16 protein-coding genes are annotated in these 15,228 nt (G+C 60.3%); 13 read left to right on the forward strand and 3 right to left on the reverse strand.

The window, feature by feature from the left end; genetic code table 11:
- Nucleotides 1–81 precede the first annotated feature (81 nt).
- The 13 genes from J3P77_RS03765 (at nt 82) to J3P77_RS03825 (ending at nt 11,604) form a co-directional block, all read left to right on the forward strand.
- Nucleotides 82–1,080: an ATP-grasp domain-containing protein gene (locus J3P77_RS03765; protein WP_434679695.1), complete on the forward strand. Its 999-nt coding sequence runs from the start codon at nt 82–84 to the stop codon at nt 1,078–1,080.
- Between the two features lie 54 nt (nt 1,081–1,134).
- Entirely contained in the window at nt 1,135–2,274 is a 1,140-nt protein-coding gene (locus J3P77_RS03770) for a trypsin-like peptidase domain-containing protein (RefSeq protein ID WP_434679696.1), read from the forward strand.
- A gap of 70 nt (nt 2,275–2,344) precedes the next feature.
- Nucleotides 2,345–3,478 carry a phosphoribosyltransferase domain-containing protein gene (locus J3P77_RS03775; protein ID WP_434679697.1) on the forward strand — a complete coding sequence of 378 codons (1,134 nt, stop codon included), beginning with the start codon at nt 2,345–2,347 and terminating at the stop codon, nt 3,476–3,478.
- Nucleotides 3,471–4,229, forward strand: a complete 759-nt coding sequence (locus tag J3P77_RS03780) for a trehalose phosphatase (RefSeq protein WP_434679699.1) — start codon at nt 3,471–3,473, stop codon at nt 4,227–4,229. Before J3P77_RS03775 ends, J3P77_RS03780 begins: the two co-directional genes overlap by 8 nt.
- Nucleotides 4,222–5,316: a cysteine protease StiP domain-containing protein gene (locus J3P77_RS03785; protein ID WP_434679700.1), complete on the forward strand. Its 1,095-nt coding sequence runs from the start codon at nt 4,222–4,224 to the stop codon at nt 5,314–5,316. The genes J3P77_RS03780 and J3P77_RS03785 overlap by 8 nt, the downstream gene beginning before the upstream one ends.
- A complete protein-coding gene (locus J3P77_RS03790) occupies nt 5,316–6,266 on the forward strand; it encodes an HpcH/HpaI aldolase/citrate lyase family protein (protein ID WP_434679701.1) in 951 nt (316 codons plus the stop codon). The genes J3P77_RS03785 and J3P77_RS03790 overlap by 1 nt, the downstream gene beginning before the upstream one ends.
- The gene (locus J3P77_RS03795; RefSeq protein ID WP_434679702.1) at nt 6,266–6,982 is read left to right on the forward strand and encodes an HAD family hydrolase; all 717 of its coding nucleotides are present in this window, start codon (nt 6,266–6,268) and stop codon (nt 6,980–6,982) included. The genes J3P77_RS03790 and J3P77_RS03795 overlap by 1 nt, the downstream gene beginning before the upstream one ends.
- Nucleotides 6,983–7,029: 47 nt before the next feature.
- Nucleotides 7,030–7,623: a TerD family protein gene (locus J3P77_RS03800; protein WP_434679703.1), complete on the forward strand. Its 594-nt coding sequence runs from the start codon at nt 7,030–7,032 to the stop codon at nt 7,621–7,623.
- Nucleotides 7,620–8,822, forward strand: a complete 1,203-nt coding sequence (locus J3P77_RS03805) for a TerD family protein (protein WP_434679704.1) — start codon at nt 7,620–7,622, stop codon at nt 8,820–8,822. The genes J3P77_RS03800 and J3P77_RS03805 overlap by 4 nt, the downstream gene beginning before the upstream one ends.
- A 52-nt stretch (nt 8,823–8,874) precedes the next feature.
- A complete protein-coding gene (locus tag J3P77_RS03810; RefSeq protein ID WP_434679707.1) occupies nt 8,875–9,324 on the forward strand; it encodes a tellurite resistance TerB family protein in 450 nt (149 codons plus the stop codon).
- 27 nt (nt 9,325–9,351) lie between these two features.
- Nucleotides 9,352–10,386, forward strand: coding sequence for a TerC/Alx family metal homeostasis membrane protein (locus J3P77_RS03815; RefSeq protein WP_434679708.1), 1,035 nt, complete (start codon nt 9,352–9,354; stop codon nt 10,384–10,386).
- A gap of 27 nt (nt 10,387–10,413) precedes the next feature.
- Nucleotides 10,414–10,989: a TerD family protein gene (locus J3P77_RS03820; protein ID WP_434679710.1), complete on the forward strand. Its 576-nt coding sequence runs from the start codon at nt 10,414–10,416 to the stop codon at nt 10,987–10,989.
- A 36-nt stretch (nt 10,990–11,025) separates the two neighbouring features.
- Complete coding sequence (locus J3P77_RS03825; RefSeq protein ID WP_434679713.1) at nt 11,026–11,604, forward strand: TerD family protein; 579 nt, start codon at nt 11,026–11,028, stop codon at nt 11,602–11,604.
- 199 nt (nt 11,605–11,803) lie between these two features.
- On the opposite strand, the gene J3P77_RS03830 is transcribed toward J3P77_RS03825, so the two are convergent.
- Genes J3P77_RS03830 through nadC form a run of 3 tightly spaced genes read right to left on the reverse strand, consistent with a single transcriptional unit; the run spans nt 11,804 to nt 15,058 of the window.
- Nucleotides 11,804–13,036 carry a VWA domain-containing protein gene (locus J3P77_RS03830; RefSeq protein WP_434679715.1) on the reverse strand — a complete coding sequence of 411 codons (1,233 nt, stop codon included), beginning with the start codon at nt 13,034–13,036 and terminating at the stop codon, nt 11,804–11,806.
- A gap of 29 nt (nt 13,037–13,065) precedes the next feature.
- Nucleotides 13,066–14,160: a TIGR00266 family protein gene (locus J3P77_RS03835; protein WP_434679717.1), complete on the reverse strand. Its 1,095-nt coding sequence runs from the start codon at nt 14,158–14,160 to the stop codon at nt 13,066–13,068.
- Nucleotides 14,161–14,209: 49 nt separating this feature from the next.
- The gene (gene nadC, locus J3P77_RS03840) at nt 14,210–15,058 is read right to left on the reverse strand and encodes a carboxylating nicotinate-nucleotide diphosphorylase (RefSeq protein WP_434679718.1); all 849 of its coding nucleotides are present in this window, start codon (nt 15,056–15,058) and stop codon (nt 14,210–14,212) included.
- Nucleotides 15,059–15,228 lie beyond the last annotated feature (170 nt).

Consider the following 15,228-nt stretch of genomic DNA (forward strand, 5'->3'; position numbering starts at 1 on the left):
TTAAACCGAACATTTTGCAGCAAAACAGTTATTACAAAATTCGACAAGGCCATTCAAAGGCCTCGTCCTCCGGAGATCTACATGATTTGGTTCCTTGAAGGGCAGTCCAGCCAGCGCGAAGTCATCATGGGCGCGCGCGAAGCGTTGCCGGCATCCGTGCAAATCATCGCATCCCATCGTCAACAGCGTTCAGAGATCACCAGTCAGGCCGACCTGGCCTTTCAGGAACCCGCAAAAAGCGAAGAGCGCATCGACTGGGTGATCGGAAACGCGCGTCGTCTGGGCGTCAAAGTCATTGTCGCCGGGCGCGTAGGCGGTTTCTACGAAGCCCAGCGCGAGCGCTTCGTTGCCGAAGGCTTTGACCTGGTTACCGGCGGCAGTTCCATGCAGACCTTCCTCAATGTAGACGACAAGAGCCGCTTCACCGCCGCCGCCGAAGCGGCGGGTCTGGCCTGCATTCCGGGAATCACCGCTCATAATGCCGAAGAGCTGAAGGCTGCCTACGAAACCCTCTCCAAATCAGGCGAGGTATGCATCAAGCCGACGGTGGGCATTTATGGCCATGGTTTCTGGCGGTTCAAGGCCGGCGTCGATGACTTCCGCTGCTTTGCCAACCCCGATGCCCGCGAAGCCACGTTCGAGGCGTACTACAACGCCTATCGCCAATCCGCCGAGCGTCCGCCAATGTTGTTGATGCCCTACATGCCGGGCAGCGAATGCTCGGTAGACATGGTGTGCGAGCAGGGCAAGGCGGTTGCCTATGTCGGGCGGCGCAAAGCGGGCATGAACCAGACCTTCGAGCGCGACAGCGCGGCGGTGCGTCTTGCGGTGCAGGCGGCGGAGCATTTCGGCTGCGACGGTTTGATCAACGTTCAGACCCGCGACAATGCTGAAGGCAAGCCGCATCTGCTGGAAATCAACCCGCGCTATTCGGGCGGCATCGGTTATACGCGCGAAACCGGTATCAACCTGCCGGGCATCTTTGCCACACGACGTCTGGGGATGAAAGAACCGGAAACACATTGGCAGGACAATATTCGGGTCAAGGCCATCACCGTCGCTGTACGGGCCATGGATTGATCAGGATAATAGTTTTTTGCTATTACTTATCGCTCTAATCAAGGAGGATCGGGCATGAAGGTGCTGGCACCGGGTGCAAACGTTGCTTTGGCCAATTCTCACTGCACCTGGAATCTGGATACCGGCAGGAGATCGGTTTTTGGAGAGTACGCCGCAGTCGCTCTGCTTCCGGTCAACGAGAAACGCCAGCCCATGGGCGATCCTGCGCTGCTTCATCAGGAGCAGGGCTGGATGGAATGGAGCGGTGGCCCTGAAAACGTCGGCTGTACGCTGAAGCTCGACCAACTGCCAGCTGGCAGTGATCGCGTTTTGCTGATGGTCTACGTGTTTTCCGCCACGGGGCCGGTCAGTGAAATTGCCAGCCTGCATCTGCAGGTCGATTCGGATATTGAACACCGGGTCAATCTGCAGGAAAACGGCGAAGCGGCGATCATTATTGGCGAGTTCTACAAGCGTAACGATCAATGGAAGTTTCGTGCGTTGAGCGAAGGCTCTGCCTATGGGCTGTCGGCATTCGGACGCAAAATCGGCCTGGAGGTCGATGAACGTCACCCGCGTCGGCCGTCCGGCGGCTCGGGTGGTGGCCCGCGTCACGACTCCGCCACCGGGACCGCGTTTGTCGTAGCGCCAGGGCATGTAATGACCTGCGCGCATGTCATCGAAGACATGAGCGTGCTGCACATTACTTCGCTGCAGGGCCGTTACAAGGTCGAGCCCGTTGTCGTGGACCGTCGCAACGACATTGCGTTGCTTCGGGTTCAGGGCGCGGCACCCTTGACCGCGTTGACCTTTCGCGAAGGCGAGGGCTGCGAGCCGGGCGACACGGTTGTCGTGCTCGGTTATCCGCTGGCATCGATTTCCGGCGGTGGGTTGCAGGTGACGCAGGGCGGGATTTCCGGCCTGTTCGGTCTGCATAGCGATGCCAGCCTGTTCCAGTTCACGGCACCGATCCAGCCGGGCTCCAGCGGTAGCCCGTTGTTCGATCAGGGTGGAGCGGTCATCGGGATGGTGACCTCTACCGTGCCGGACGGGCAAAACATGAACTTCGCGGTGAAATCCGCACTGCTTTTGGCTTTTCTGCAGGCCTGCCGCGTCGACGCATCTCGCGCCCGCACAGAAAAGTCGTACACCACTACAGAAATTACACGCTCTGCCCAGGCATCGCTCTGGCTCGTCGAAGCCTCCCGCGAGTGATGCCGCTCCCCTGGCTTCAAGGGGGTGGCAGGCGTCAGGGGCATCGGCCCGATAAACCAGGAATTTAATGATGGACAGCAGCGCAGCTCTTTCCAAACCCGCGACACTTAGTGCTGATCTGCTTCGTGGACGGCTCGACGTCAAGGTCGAGGCTTCTACCATCGCTCCAGACTCACTGTTCGGCTTTGCCGAACGACGCAATCCCAAGCGCGCTTTTCTGTTCGTGTCACGCGTGCTCGGTCGCCATATTCCCGTGCGGCCAAGCCTGATGCTCAAGAGCTTTCAGGACCTGGCGGAAAAGATCCCGGCGGATCTGCCCGGGCCGGTGCTGGTGATCGGCATGGCCGAAACCGCCGTCGGGCTGGGCGCTGGTGTCCATCGTGCCTACAGCCGGACTCGTCCCGATGCCTTGTATCTGGTCAGCACTCGGCATCCGACGGGTACTGAGCTGTTCGCGCGTTTTGAAGAAGAACACAGCCATGCCAGCGCGCATCTGCTGCACATGCCGACTGATCCGGCATTGCGCGACATGATGCTCAATGCCCGTTCACTGGTGCTGGTGGACGATGAAGCATCGACCGGCAAAACCTTCATAAACCTTCACCGAGCGCTGGTTGAAGCCGGGTTGAGCAAGGTCGAGCGCGTAGTGACCTGCGTACTCACCGACTGGTCGGCAGGCGCCGTCAGCTCGTCGATGGGAGCGGTGGCCGAACAGGTGTCGTTACTCCAGGGTTCCTACACGTTCGCCGAGGATCTGACCGCACCGCTGCCGGAAATGCCCGAGGTCGGCACGGTTGCTGCCGGTGACTGGCCATTGGCAACGGCCAGCGACTGGGGTCGGTTGGGCGTGCTTTCAGTGGCCGACACCCTGGCTCCTGATCTACGGGTTGCGCCCGGCGAGCGGGTATTGGTGGTGGGCACCAGCGAATTTGTCTGGCGACCGTTCCTGTTGGCCGAACGCCTGGAAAAGGCCGGAGCGGATGTGCATTTCAGCTCCACCAGCCGCTCGCCGATCGCCCTGGGCCATGCCATTGGCCATGCGCTCTCGTTCAGCGACAACTACGGGCTGGGCATTCCCAACTTTCTCTACAATGTCAGGCCCGGTCAGTTCGACCGAGTGCTGATCTGCACCGAAACGCCTCGGCAGGCCGTGCCCGCCGAACTGGTCGATGCGTTGAACGCTGAGGTCATCTGTGATGAATAACGACCGCCCGCTGATCTTCGTGGACCTGGACGACACGCTGTTTCAGACCGCACGTAAAACCGACCCCAACGTAGAGAAGCACATGGCGACGGTCGATATCGTCGGCAACGCCAACGGCTACATGACCAACGTGCAGAAGTCGTTTGCGCAGTGGATGCTCGCCCATGCCGATGTGGTGCCGGTCACGGCGCGCAGCGTCGAGGCGTTCAGTCGCGTCAAATTGCCGTTCAGCTGCGGTGCGATCTGCTCCCACGGCGGAGCGATGCTCGACGCCTCGGGTCGCCTGGACCAGGACTGGAACGAGCAGATGAAACAGACGCTGGCGTCCTACCAGACCCGCCTGCACGAGCTCAGCGCTGCTACGTTGGCCATCGGCCACGAGCAGGGCGTGTCGCTGCGCGGCTGGGTCGTCGAGGAAGCGCGGCTGTTTCACTACGTGGTCACCAAGCACAACGAGAGTGACGACGGCATCCTCGACAGAGTGCTGGCCGAGGTGAGGACGCGCGGTCTGCTCGACGGCATGCATGTTCACGGCAACGGCAACAATCTGGCTTTTCTGCCTGATGGTCTGGCCAAGCGCTATGCGGTTCAGGAATGGCTGCGCCGCGACCAGGCCGTGAACGGCGAGCGCCCGGTGCTGGGTTTTGGTGACAGCATCACTGATCTGGACTTTATGGAAGAGTGTCATTGGTGGGCCACGCCCGCCCGCAGCCAATTGGCAAAAATGTTTACAGGTGCCACCCATGACTAATGCCGTGCGCGGCCTGGACACGGTCGGCAGCGGCAGTTATCTGCCTGATGACGTGCAGTTCCTGCTTCGGCGCGTGGAGCTTTCGGCGACCGGCGTTGAAGAGAAGGAGCGCCTGATTCAGACCGGACAGAAGCACTATTCGGAAATGATCAGCCAGGAGACGGCACCCAGCGAGGCGCATCAGGCGCTGTTCGAGAGAACCCTTGCCCAGAACGGCGAGCGCATGGCGGCGGATGTCCAGGCGCTGGCCGAGGCACTGAACCGCGAGTGCGATGGGGGTGAAATCGTCCTGGTCTCTTTCGTGCGGGCCGGGTTGCCGCTGGGTGCGTTGTTGCGCCGGGCGTTGCTCGATCTGGACCGGGAAACCGTCCACTACGGGATCAGCGTGATCCGCGACCGGGGGATTGATTCGGTCGCCCTCGAAGCCATCGTCCAGGCGCATGGCGCGGGCAACATCGTGTTCGTCGACGGCTGGACCGGCAAGGGCGCGATCTCCGGCGAGATCAGACGCAGTCTGGCGGATGACACGCGCTTTCCGCGGGACCCTCGGCTGGTGGTGCTGGCCGACCCGTGCGGCAGCGCGTGGCTGGCGGCGTCGGCCGAAGACTGGGTCATACCATCGGGGATTCTGGGGGCTACGGTGTCCGGGCTGGTATCGCGTTCGATATGGCCGGCCGATGGCGGTCTGCATGGCTGCCTGCTGTACGAGCATCTGCGTGAACACGACGTTACCCAGGCTTTTGTCGAGCGGATCGAGCAACATCGCCGCGATCTGACATCGGTTGCTGAAGTAACGCCGTGGACGCCTGATCAGCGCACCGCGCTTCAGGCCGACGCGCAGCGAGTGGTCGCCGATCTGGCTGGTCGTTTCGGCATCACCAATCTCAACCGCGTCAAGCCAGGTATCGCCGAGGCGACCCGCGCGGTCATGCGTCGCGTGCCGGACCATGTGCTGGTGCGCAGCACCACGGACAGCGACGTGCAGCTGCTCATGCACCTGACTGAAAAAGCGGGCATTCCGGTTGAAGAAGCTGGAGCCGCCCTGGGGCCCTATAGGGCGATCACCATCATTCGGAGTCTCAGCTAATGGCCATACTCTCGCCTTATGCTCTGGGGGCAACGCTTTACATGCCTGCCACCCGCCATGACATTCTCGATGTGGTCTTCGCGGAAAAACTGCCCGAACTGCGTTCACTGGTGGTGTGCCTGGAAGACGCCGTAGCGCTCATCGATGTGGACACGGCCCTGGCGAATCTGCGAGAAGTACTGACGCGCATCAGCGATCGGGGCGGTCGACCGGCCAATGGCCCGCTTCTGTTCGTGCGTCCGCGGGACGCCGCGATGGCCAGAATCCTCAACGACTGGCCGCTGATGGCGCACGTCGACGGTTTCGTCGTCCCCAAACTTTCGCTGAACAGCCTCCGGAGCTGGGAAGAGGCGGTGACCAACCCGGCGCTGGCGCTGATGCCGACTCTGGAAACCCCGGACGTGTTCAACCCCACGGCCATGGTCGAACTGGGACAGGCGCTCAAGGCCAACCTGAACGAGCGGATCATCGCGCTGCGTATTGGCGGCAACGACCTGATGGGGTGCCTGGGTTTGCGTCGCAACCCGGCGATGACGCTGTACAGTACGCCGATGGGCTATGTCATTCCGATGCTGGCCGGGGTCATGGGGTCGCTGGGCTTCGCCCTGACCGCGCCGGTCTTCGAGCAACTGGCGACGCCGGACATTCTGGAACAGGAATTGACTCTGGATATCGCCAATGGTCTGGTAGGGAAAACGGCGATCCATCCGTCGCAGATCGCTACCATTCAGAACGCTTTGCGAGTCAGTCTGGAGGACATGAACGCGGCCCGGATGATTTTGAACTCCGTCGCACCGGCGGTGTTCAAGTACAACGACGCCATGTGCGAACCGGCCACACACTACAAATGGGCAACCCACATCATGGAGCGCGCCAAGTGGCATGGGGTCTTGCCGACTCCCGCTTCCATTGTGGATGCCAGCATTCGACTTGCCGAGGCAGCTAGCTGATGATCGAGCCCGACCTGGAAGTGGAAGTCGAACAACGCCTGTTGGCGGTGTTCGATTTCGACGGGACACTGACCCGCCATGACAGCTTTGTCCCTTTTCTTAAATTCGCTTTCGGCCAGCGCGGCTTCTCCGTGCGCATGGCCCGCCTGGTGTTGCCGAGCCTGAGTTACCTGGCTCGACGGGTGACTCGCGACGAACTCAAGGGCCGTCTGATCAAGGCGTTCCTGACCGGTGTTGAAGAACAGTGGGTCCGGCAGAAAGCCGAAGAGTTCTGTGAGCGTTACTGGTCGCGACTGATGCGGCCCGCGGCGCTGGAGTCGGTTGCCGCCGAGATCGAAAAAGGCGCCATTGTCACCTTATGTTCAGCATCGCCTGAGATGATCCTGCAGCCCTTCGCCGACCGCTTGAAAGTCGAGCTGATCGGCACCAATCTGGAGGTCGTCGACGGCAAACTGACTGGCCTTATCGAAGGCAGCAATTGCCGCTGCGACTCGAAAGTGACGCGTCTGGAAGGCGTTTATGGGCCATTGACGCAATTCCGGGTCCGAGCCTGGGGCGACACTCGCGGCGACCATGAATTACTCGCCGCGGCGCAGGATGCGCACTGGCGGCACTTCCATCCGTCCTGGCGACGAGGAGGCTATAAAGGGCCGGTGAAAGCCCCCATTAACGCCAAGTTACACAATCGTGATGGCAATGAAGACTCATCAAGGTAAGGCTGTGACACTTTTACCTGAATTCCGTATTCCACATGGAGCGAAAAATGGCACTCTCTTTGGCAAAAAACCAGACGATCTCTCTTGAGAAAACCGCTGGTACCGGCCTCAAAAAAGTCAGCATGGGCCTGGGATGGGACCCTGAAAAAGCCAGCGGTTTCTTCGGTAAACTACTGGGCGGTGGCGGCGGTGACATCGACCTGGATGCATCGTGCATCATGCTCGACGCCGACAAAAAGCCACTCGATCTGGTCTGGTTCCGTCAGCTCCAGTCCCGCGATGGCGCCATTGTCCACTCGGGCGACAACCGTACCGGTGAAGGTGCCGGCGACGACGAAACCATCAGTGTCGATCTGGAGCGCCTGCCCGCAGCCGTGAAATATCTGGTATTCACCGTCAACTCGTTCACCGGCCAGAATTTCGAAAAAGTCGCCAACGCCTACTGCCGTATCGTCGATATGGGCAGCCGCAACGAGCTGTGCCGCTTCGATCTGTCCGAGAAAGGCCAGCACACCGGCGTGGTCATGTCGTATCTGTCGCGCACCGGCAGCGGCTGGGACTTCACTGCGGTAGGGCAGGCCACCAATGGCCGCACCGCTGACGATCTGGTCGACCTGGCCGTTGGAGCCGTACGCGGATGACTCAACTTGTCCCTGGCGCCAATGCGCCGGTCGCGACCGGACCGTTGACCGTCGAGGTCAGCTATTCTCCGGTGGCCGGCGCGGATATGGATGTGTCCGCTTTCCTGTTGACCGCTTCGGGCAAGGTTCGGGGCGATCACGACATGTGCTTTTTCGGTCAGAAAAGTGTGAACGGCGGTGCGGTCCAGCTGGCGGAAACGTCGGCGGGTCGTGCCGTGTTCAACCTTGATCCGAGCCGTCTGGACGCCGCTATCGAAAAGGTCGCATTGACCGCGACCATCTACGAGAACAAAGCCAGTTTTGACAGCGTGTCGCGATTGGCGCTGAACATTACCGGCGGCATCGAGGCTGTTATTTCCACGTCGGGGATGAAGGAAACCGCGCTGATCCTGGGCGAGTTCTATCTGCGTCAGGGCGCATGGAAATTCCGTTGCGTGGCTCAAGGTTTCGCCGGTGGCCTGGAACCGCTGGCGAAAAACTTTGGCGTCGAAGTCGCGGCGCCGGAAGCTGCTCCAGCTCCAGCTCCAGCTCCAGCTCCAGTTCCGGCTGCACCGGCGCCGACTCCGGCACCCGCCGCGAAGTCGACCGTCAGCCTCAGCAAGATCACCCTGGACAAGACCCGTGCTTCGGTCAGTCTGGAGAAAACCAGCGCAGGATTTGGCGAGATCCGGGTCAACCTGAACTGGAACCGGCGCAGTGATAGCAAGGGCGGCGGTTTCTTCTCCATGAAGAAGAGCAATGCCATCGACCTTGATGTAGGCTGCCTGTTCGAATTGCAGGATGGCCACAAAGGCGCCGTTCAGGCGCTGGGTAATTCATTCGGCTCCCTCAATACCGAGCCGTTCATCAAGTTGATGGGCGACGATCGTACCGGCTCTATCAGCGACGGCGAGTGGCTGCATATCAATGGTGCCCATTGGGGCAAGATTCGCCGCATTCTGGTCTACGCCTTCATCTACGAAGGCGCGCCCAACTGGAAAGAAACCGATGGCGTGGTCACTATCCATGCGCCGGGCCAGCCGCCGATCGAGGTCCGCCTCAATGAAGAGGGCGGCCGTCAAGGTATGTGCGCCATCGCCTTGCTGGAAAATGACAACGGTGCGGTCAAAGTGACCCGTCGTGTGGACTTCCACAACGGGCACAGCAACATGGACAAGGCCTATGGCTGGGGCATGCGCTGGGCTGCGGGTTCAAAGTAAACATACAACCATATTGTCTGAGGCCGGCGTCGCCGCCTCACGGGAGATTCAAATGCTGGACTGGTTGAAAACAAACGCAACTGCGGCTCGTGACAAACTGGCTTCCGAAGTCTCGAAGTTCAAGAACCGCGAGTTCATGGACGCCGTTGTCTCGGGCTGTGCTCTGGTATCTGCCGCGGACGGCGAGATCAGCGCCAGTGAAAAGCAGAAGATGGCCGGATTCATCCAGAACTCCCAGGAACTGAAAGTCTTCGACATGAAGGACGTGATCCAGGCCTTCCAGGATGCATGTGCCAAGTTTGATTTCGACGTCGAAATCGGCCGTGCCGAAGCATTGAAGACCATTGGCAAGATCAAGAAGAAAGAAGACGCCTCCCGTCTGTTGGTGCGCGTCTGCTGTGCAATCGGTGGCGCTGATGGCAGCTTCGACGAGAAAGAGCGCGAAGTCTGCCGCTCGATCTGTCGAGAGCTCGGCCTGAACCCCTCCGATTTCGACCTGTAATTTTTATATCCTGAGGAACGCAGTTAAATGGAAAGCACCGCTATTGGCTTCCCTCCACTGACCATGGCCGTCTTCGTCGGCCTGGCCGTCGCGGCCATGGCCATCGACATGTTCTCCCACCGCGGAAACAAGCCGATCACTTTGGCCCAGGCATCTGCCTGGTCGGTTTTCTGGGTCGCCATCTCGCTGGCTTTCGCCGGTTTCCTGTATGTGCAGCACGGCTCGGAAGTTGCCACTCTGTTTGTCACGGGTTACGCGCTGGAGAAAGTCCTGAGCGTCGATAACCTGTTCGTGTTCATGGCCTTGTTCACCTGGTTCAAGATCCCGGATGGCCTGCGCCACCGTGTCCTGTACTGGGGCATCATCGGTGCCATCGTGTTCCGCGGCATCTTCGTTGCTATCGGTACCGGACTGCTGGCGTTGGGCCCATGGGTCGAGGTGGTGTTCGCGATCATCGTGGCCTGGACTGCGATCATGATGCTCAGAGCCGGTGATGACGACGACGAGGAAATCGACTACTCCCAGCACATGGCGTATCGCTTCGCCAAAAAGCTGTTCCCTGTATGGCCAAAACTGCACGGCTCGCACTTCTTCGTGCGCCGCGAAGTACTGGAACAGGAAGTCAAGAAACCTGAAAACGCCGGCATCGTTCTGGCGGCTAAAGGTGCGCTGTTTGCGACGCCGTTGTTCCTCTGCCTGGTGGTCGCGGAAATCTCCGACGTGCTGTTCGCCTTCGACTCCGTTCCAGCCATCATCGCTGTCAGCCGCGAGCCATTGATCGTGTTCTCGGCCATGCTCTTTGCGATCCTCGGCCTGCGTACTCTGTACTTCGTGCTTGAAGCTCTGAAGCGTTATCTGGTTCACCTGGAGAAAGCGGTTATCGCGCTGCTGTTCTTCATCGCGATCAAGCTGGGTCTGAACGCAACTGACCACTTGTTCCATCACGGTTACAACATCAGCGCCAACACCAGTCTGCTGGTCGTTGTGGTCGTGCTGGTGATCGGTATCGTCGCCAGCCTGCTCTTCCCGGGCAAGGACGAGTCGGCTGAAGAAAAAGCGTAAACACTGAATAAAGGAGATATACCAATCATGGCTTTGACTCTGCAAAAAGGTGGCAACCTTTCGCTGTCGAAAACCGACCCGACCCTGACCAGTGTGCTGATCGGCCTCGGCTGGGACCCGCGTGCCACCGATGGCCAGGAATTCGACCTTGATGCCAGTGCGTTTCTGTTGGGCGCCAATGGCAAGGTCCGCAGTGAAGCTGATTTCATTTTCTACAACCAGCTCAAGAGCGCCGATGGCTCCGTCGAGCACACCGGTGACAACCGTACCGGCGCTGGCGACGGTGATGATGAAGTGGTGAAGGTTGACCTGACCCGCGTACCCGCCGACGTTGAAAAAGTGGTGTTCGTGGTCACCATCCATGAAGCCGACGCTCGCAAGCAGAATTTCGGCCAGGTTGGCGGTTCGTTCATCCGCGTGGTGAACGAGAAGTCCGGTTCGGAAGTCGTGCGCTACGATCTCGCCGAAGACGCTTCAACCGAAACCGCGATGGTCTTTGCCGAGCTGTATCGCAACGCCGGCGAGTGGAAATTCCGCGCGGTCGGTCAGGGCTACGCTGGCGGCTTGAAGGCTGTGGCAAACGCACACGGTATGAATTTCTGATTCATACCCCACCCAACTTTAAGAAGGATTACGAACATGGCTGTAAGTCTGAGTAAAGGCGGCAACGTTTCCCTGTCCAAAGAGGCTCCTGGCCTTTCGGAAATCACTGTCGGCCTGGGCTGGGACCCACGTGTCACAGACGGTACGGAGTTCGACCTGGACGCTTCGATCTTCATCGTTGGTGAAAACGGCAAGGTGCTGGACGACAGCGGCTTCATTTTCTACAACAACAAGAAGTCGGCCGATGGTTCGGTCGAGCACTTGGGCGACAACCGTTCAGGCGCTGGCGAAGGCGACGACGAGTCGGTCGTCGTCAAGCTGACTGGCCTGGCACCTGCCGTCAAGAAACTGGTTTTCGCCGTGACCATCCACTCCGCTGACGAGCGCAAGCAGAGCTTCGGCCAGGTCGCGAACGCTTACATCCGCGTTCTGAACAAGGCAGACGGCAAGGAAATCGCTCGTTACGACCTGTCCGAAGACGCGTCGACCGAAACCGCGATGATTTTTGGCGAGCTGTATCGCCATGGCGAAGAGTTCAAGTTCAAGGCCATTGGCCAAGGCTTCGCAGGCGGTCTGAAGCCGTTGGCTGAAGCACACGGCGTAGCGATCGGCTAAACCCGAGCGCTGCCTGATAAAAACCCCCGCCAGCGATGGCGGGGGTTTTTTGTTTGGGTATTGCCCTTGGCTTACCCGCAAGCTCCCTGCCGCAACTCAGTAGGAGCGCGTTTACCCGCGACAAGGCCCGTACAGCCACCGCATTGACGAGCAATCGCGGGCAAGCGCGCTCCTACGATGCGCCGTCGCGGACATTGAGTTACAGGATCCCGGCGGTTTTCGCGGCCTTCAGCCAGTCCGGAAACTCTTCCATCAGCAAGTCGTACAGCTTTTCTTCCGGGATCTCATCCAGCCGGTCCAGCGCGAAGAAGTTGCAGTTGTCGACCGCGCGACCGTCCATGTCGTCGAGTTTTTCGAGGATGCCGTAGCCGCGTCCACCCAGGCCCACGAATTGCCAGAAGATCGGCAGCCGGGCGGCCTCGATCATGAGTTTGGTTATCTTGCTGTTTTCATGCACGCCGCCGTCACTGATGAACAGGATGTAGACAGGCGTCTTGTCCCCGGACTGCTTGTAATAGTCGATGACCATGCGCATGGCCTTGGGCTCGTCATTGACCCGGGCGCCAAGATCCCATTGCTTCCAGCCCCCGTGATCGGTGCCGATGAAGTCCTTGAAGTTACCCAGCGTGACCGAAGAAAGCTGCTGTGGTCTGGCACCGAATGCCCAGCAGTCCAGCGCTCCGTCATCATCGAAATGCACGGCCAGTGGCAGCAGTCGGTCCACGACTTCCTGCACGTGGCCGCGACTGTACTGAGCGTTCATCGAGCCTGAAGCGTCCAGCACCAGGCCGACCCGTGCCTTGGTGTCGGTGAGTCTGGCTTTCTCCAGGCTGACCTGGGCCTTTTTTGCCAGGCTGACCAATTGCGGCGCTGCGTCGGCGATTTTCTTTTCAAGGGAAACCCTGGCCGGTGCTGCGGGTGGCGTGTCGGCAACTTCACCACCGAAATGCACCACCAACGCATCCAGCCCGGCGTTGTAGCCTTGCAGGTTCGAAGCCAGGCGCCATTCGCCGTTCTTGCGGTAGATATCCGCGACCATGATTGCCTTCTCGGCCGTGAAGGTCGCGCCTGAGAACTCGCAGCGTGCCGCCTCGCGACCGTCCGTGTCCTTGATCAGGAAGCGGCTGGTCTGGATGTCACTCATGGCCCCGGCGCCATCGATGGCGGCCGTGAACACCAGGCGGTCGATGGAGGCCGGTAGCCCGCCCAGCGCCAGGTGGAATTCGCCGTTGGCCTGTTTCACGCTGTTGCACGGGCTGCTCGGCTGATTGAAGAAGATCATGTAGCGATCATCCGACAGCTTTCCATGCGCATCGACGCCGAAGCACACGTAATCGATAACGTGCGCCGACTGGATGTCGATGGACAGCGTAAGGTCCGAGCCCGGGATCAGGCTGGACAGCGGGATGCGTTGACCTTGAGTAATCTGCATGGGTCTTCCTTGGAGTGATGGGCCTGTAATCAGCGCTCGCTGCGCGCGATACCGCCAGGGGTCGCCGCCAGCATGCGCCCGGCCAGACGTGAGAAAGGCAGGCTTTGTAACCAGACCGTGCCGGGGCCGGTCAGTCGCGCGAAGAACACGCCTTCGCCGCCGAACAGCATGGACTTGATGCCGCCGACGGTACGAATGTCGTAGTCGACGTTCTGCGTCATGGCCGCCAGGCAGCCGGTGTCGACGTCAAGCGACTCGCCGGGCGCGAGGTCAATCTTGCGTACCGTGCCACCCATGTGGACGAATACCCAGCCGTCGCCTTCAAGCTTCTGCAGCACAAAGCCTTCTCCGCCGAACAGGCCGGTCAGAATCTTTTTCTGGAACTGAATGCCAATTGACACGCCTTTCGCACCCGCCAGGAAGCTGTCCTTCTGGCAGACCAGCTTGCCGCCGAAGTCACGCAGGTTGAGCGGCAGGATGGTGCCAGGGTAGGGCGCGGCAAACGCGACACGGCCCTTGCCCGAACCCTGCTGTGAAAACACCGTGGTGAACAGGCTTTCGCCGGTCAGCAGGCGCTTGCCGGCGCCGAGCAATGAGCCCAGCAGCCCGGAAGATTGCTGGCTGCCATCGCCGAACAGGGTTTCCATCTGCACGTCGCAGGTCTTGTACATCATCGCCCCGGCCTCGGCGACTGCACTTTCGCCTCGGTCCAGCTCCAGTTCGACGAACTGTGTTTCGCTGCCGAACAGTTTGAAATCCACACCTGCGGTCGCTTGCGACGAGCCGTAGCCGCCCGAGGCGTTCGGGTCGGGCGTGAAGGAAGGGCGTCGGATGGGCGCCGGGTTGGGGCTGGTGGCGGGTGCGGCAGGAGCCGCACGGGTAGCCGCCTGCGCGGGCAGGGCTGACGGCCTGGGCTGGATCATTTCCGGCGTAGGAGCAGGAAAGGGCGTTACACCGTCCTTTTTCATGGCGCGGACTTCCGGCACTTGATAGATCAGTTGCCAGTCCGGCATGCCCTGTTTCCAGCACCAGGAGCCGGGCGCTTCGCGCGCGATCAGCCGGGCCGCCGCTGCATCCATCGGGCCGAGCTGCTTGCCCGCGTTCATCACAAACCACTGTTCCAAGGCGATTCTCCTGAACTGGTTGATTGGTAGGGGCGAGTCCTGCTGCCGATCAGATGCTCAGGCGCATGGACAGATCGACCGCTTTGACGTCCTTGGTCATTGCGCCGATGGAGATGTAATCGACCCCGGTCTCGGCAATCACTTTCAATGTGTCGTTATTGATGCCGCCACTGGCTTCGAGCTTGGCGCGGCCAGCGGTAAGGCGCACGGCTTCGCGCATATCGTCGAGGCTCAGCTCGTCGAGCATGATGATGTCCGCGCCTGCATCCAGCGCCAGGCGCAGCTCATCGAGGCTTTCGACCTCTACTTCAACCGGCTTTCCAGGCGCGATCTTGCGCGCCGCTGCCACTGCCTCGGCGATGCCGCCACACGCGGCGATGTGGTTTTCCTTGATCAGAAACGCATCGTACAAGCCGATGCGGTGGTTGTGGCAGCCACCGCAGGTCACTGCGTATTTCTGCGCCAGACGCAGGCCGGGCAGGGTTTTGCGAGTGTCCAGCAATTTGACCTGGGTACCGCTTACCATGTCTGCAAGGTGACGAGCGCGCGTGGCGACGCCGGACAACATTTGCAGGAAGTTGAGCGCGCTGCGTTCGCCGGTCAGCAGGGAGCGGGCCGGGCCTTCAAGATGAAACAGCGGCTGGTTGGGGCTTACGCGGTCGCCGTCGGATACCTGCCAATGTACGGCAACCCGCGGGTCCAGCTGGCGGAATACCGCATCGACCCACGCTGTACCGGCGATAACAGCGGCATCGCGAGAAATGATCGTGGCTTTGGCCAGTCGCTCTGCGGGAATGAGCTGGGCGGTGATGTCGCCAGTCCCGACATCTTCGAGCAATGCGCGGCGCACATTGGCCTCGATTTCGGCGGTCAAGGCGGCGAGGCGTAAATTCGGCATATCCAACTCCACTGACAAAGTCGGTCGAGTATAAGGCACTGAAACCCTGTTACCCACCTGTGCAACCGGGACTGTATTGCCGGTGAAACGTGCTGTTGGTCGGTTTTGTCGGGCGGCATGCGATGGAATGGCTTTCTTGCTGTCTATTCCGCACGTTACCAGAACTATTT

Origin of the sequence: Pseudomonas sp. R1-18 (assembly GCF_051132095.1) — a bacterium.
In the GTDB taxonomy this organism is placed as follows: domain Bacteria; phylum Pseudomonadota; class Gammaproteobacteria; order Pseudomonadales; family Pseudomonadaceae; genus Aquipseudomonas.

Excerpts from the sequence above, each read along its gene's own strand:
- J3P77_RS03775 (WP_434679697.1), top strand. The coding sequence starts at position 2,345 with ATGGACAGCAGCGCAGCTCTTTCCAAACCCGCGACACTTAGTGCTGAT.
- J3P77_RS03805 (WP_434679704.1), top strand. The coding sequence starts at position 7,620 with ATGACTCAACTTGTCCCTGGCGCCAATGCGCCGGTCGCGACCGGACCG.
- J3P77_RS03825 (WP_434679713.1), top strand. The coding sequence starts at position 11,026 with ATGGCTGTAAGTCTGAGTAAAGGCGGCAACGTTTCCCTGTCCAAAGAG.
- J3P77_RS03785 (WP_434679700.1), top strand. The coding sequence starts at position 4,222 with ATGACTAATGCCGTGCGCGGCCTGGACACGGTCGGCAGCGGCAGTTAT.
- J3P77_RS03810 (WP_434679707.1), top strand. The coding sequence starts at position 8,875 with ATGCTGGACTGGTTGAAAACAAACGCAACTGCGGCTCGTGACAAACTG.
- J3P77_RS03795 (WP_434679702.1), top strand. The coding sequence starts at position 6,266 with ATGATCGAGCCCGACCTGGAAGTGGAAGTCGAACAACGCCTGTTGGCG.
- J3P77_RS03820 (WP_434679710.1), top strand. The coding sequence starts at position 10,414 with ATGGCTTTGACTCTGCAAAAAGGTGGCAACCTTTCGCTGTCGAAAACC.
- J3P77_RS03770 (WP_434679696.1), top strand. The coding sequence starts at position 1,135 with ATGAAGGTGCTGGCACCGGGTGCAAACGTTGCTTTGGCCAATTCTCAC.
- J3P77_RS03790 (WP_434679701.1), top strand. The coding sequence starts at position 5,316 with ATGGCCATACTCTCGCCTTATGCTCTGGGGGCAACGCTTTACATGCCT.
- J3P77_RS03800 (WP_434679703.1), top strand. The coding sequence starts at position 7,030 with ATGGCACTCTCTTTGGCAAAAAACCAGACGATCTCTCTTGAGAAAACC.
- J3P77_RS03830 (WP_434679715.1), bottom strand. The coding sequence starts at position 13,036 with ATGCAGATTACTCAAGGTCAACGCATCCCGCTGTCCAGCCTGATCCCG.
- J3P77_RS03765 (WP_434679695.1), top strand. The coding sequence starts at position 82 with ATGATTTGGTTCCTTGAAGGGCAGTCCAGCCAGCGCGAAGTCATCATG.
- J3P77_RS03815 (WP_434679708.1), top strand. The coding sequence starts at position 9,352 with ATGGAAAGCACCGCTATTGGCTTCCCTCCACTGACCATGGCCGTCTTC.
- J3P77_RS03780 (WP_434679699.1), top strand. The coding sequence starts at position 3,471 with ATGAATAACGACCGCCCGCTGATCTTCGTGGACCTGGACGACACGCTG.
- nadC (WP_434679718.1), bottom strand. The coding sequence starts at position 15,058 with ATGCCGAATTTACGCCTCGCCGCCTTGACCGCCGAAATCGAGGCCAAT.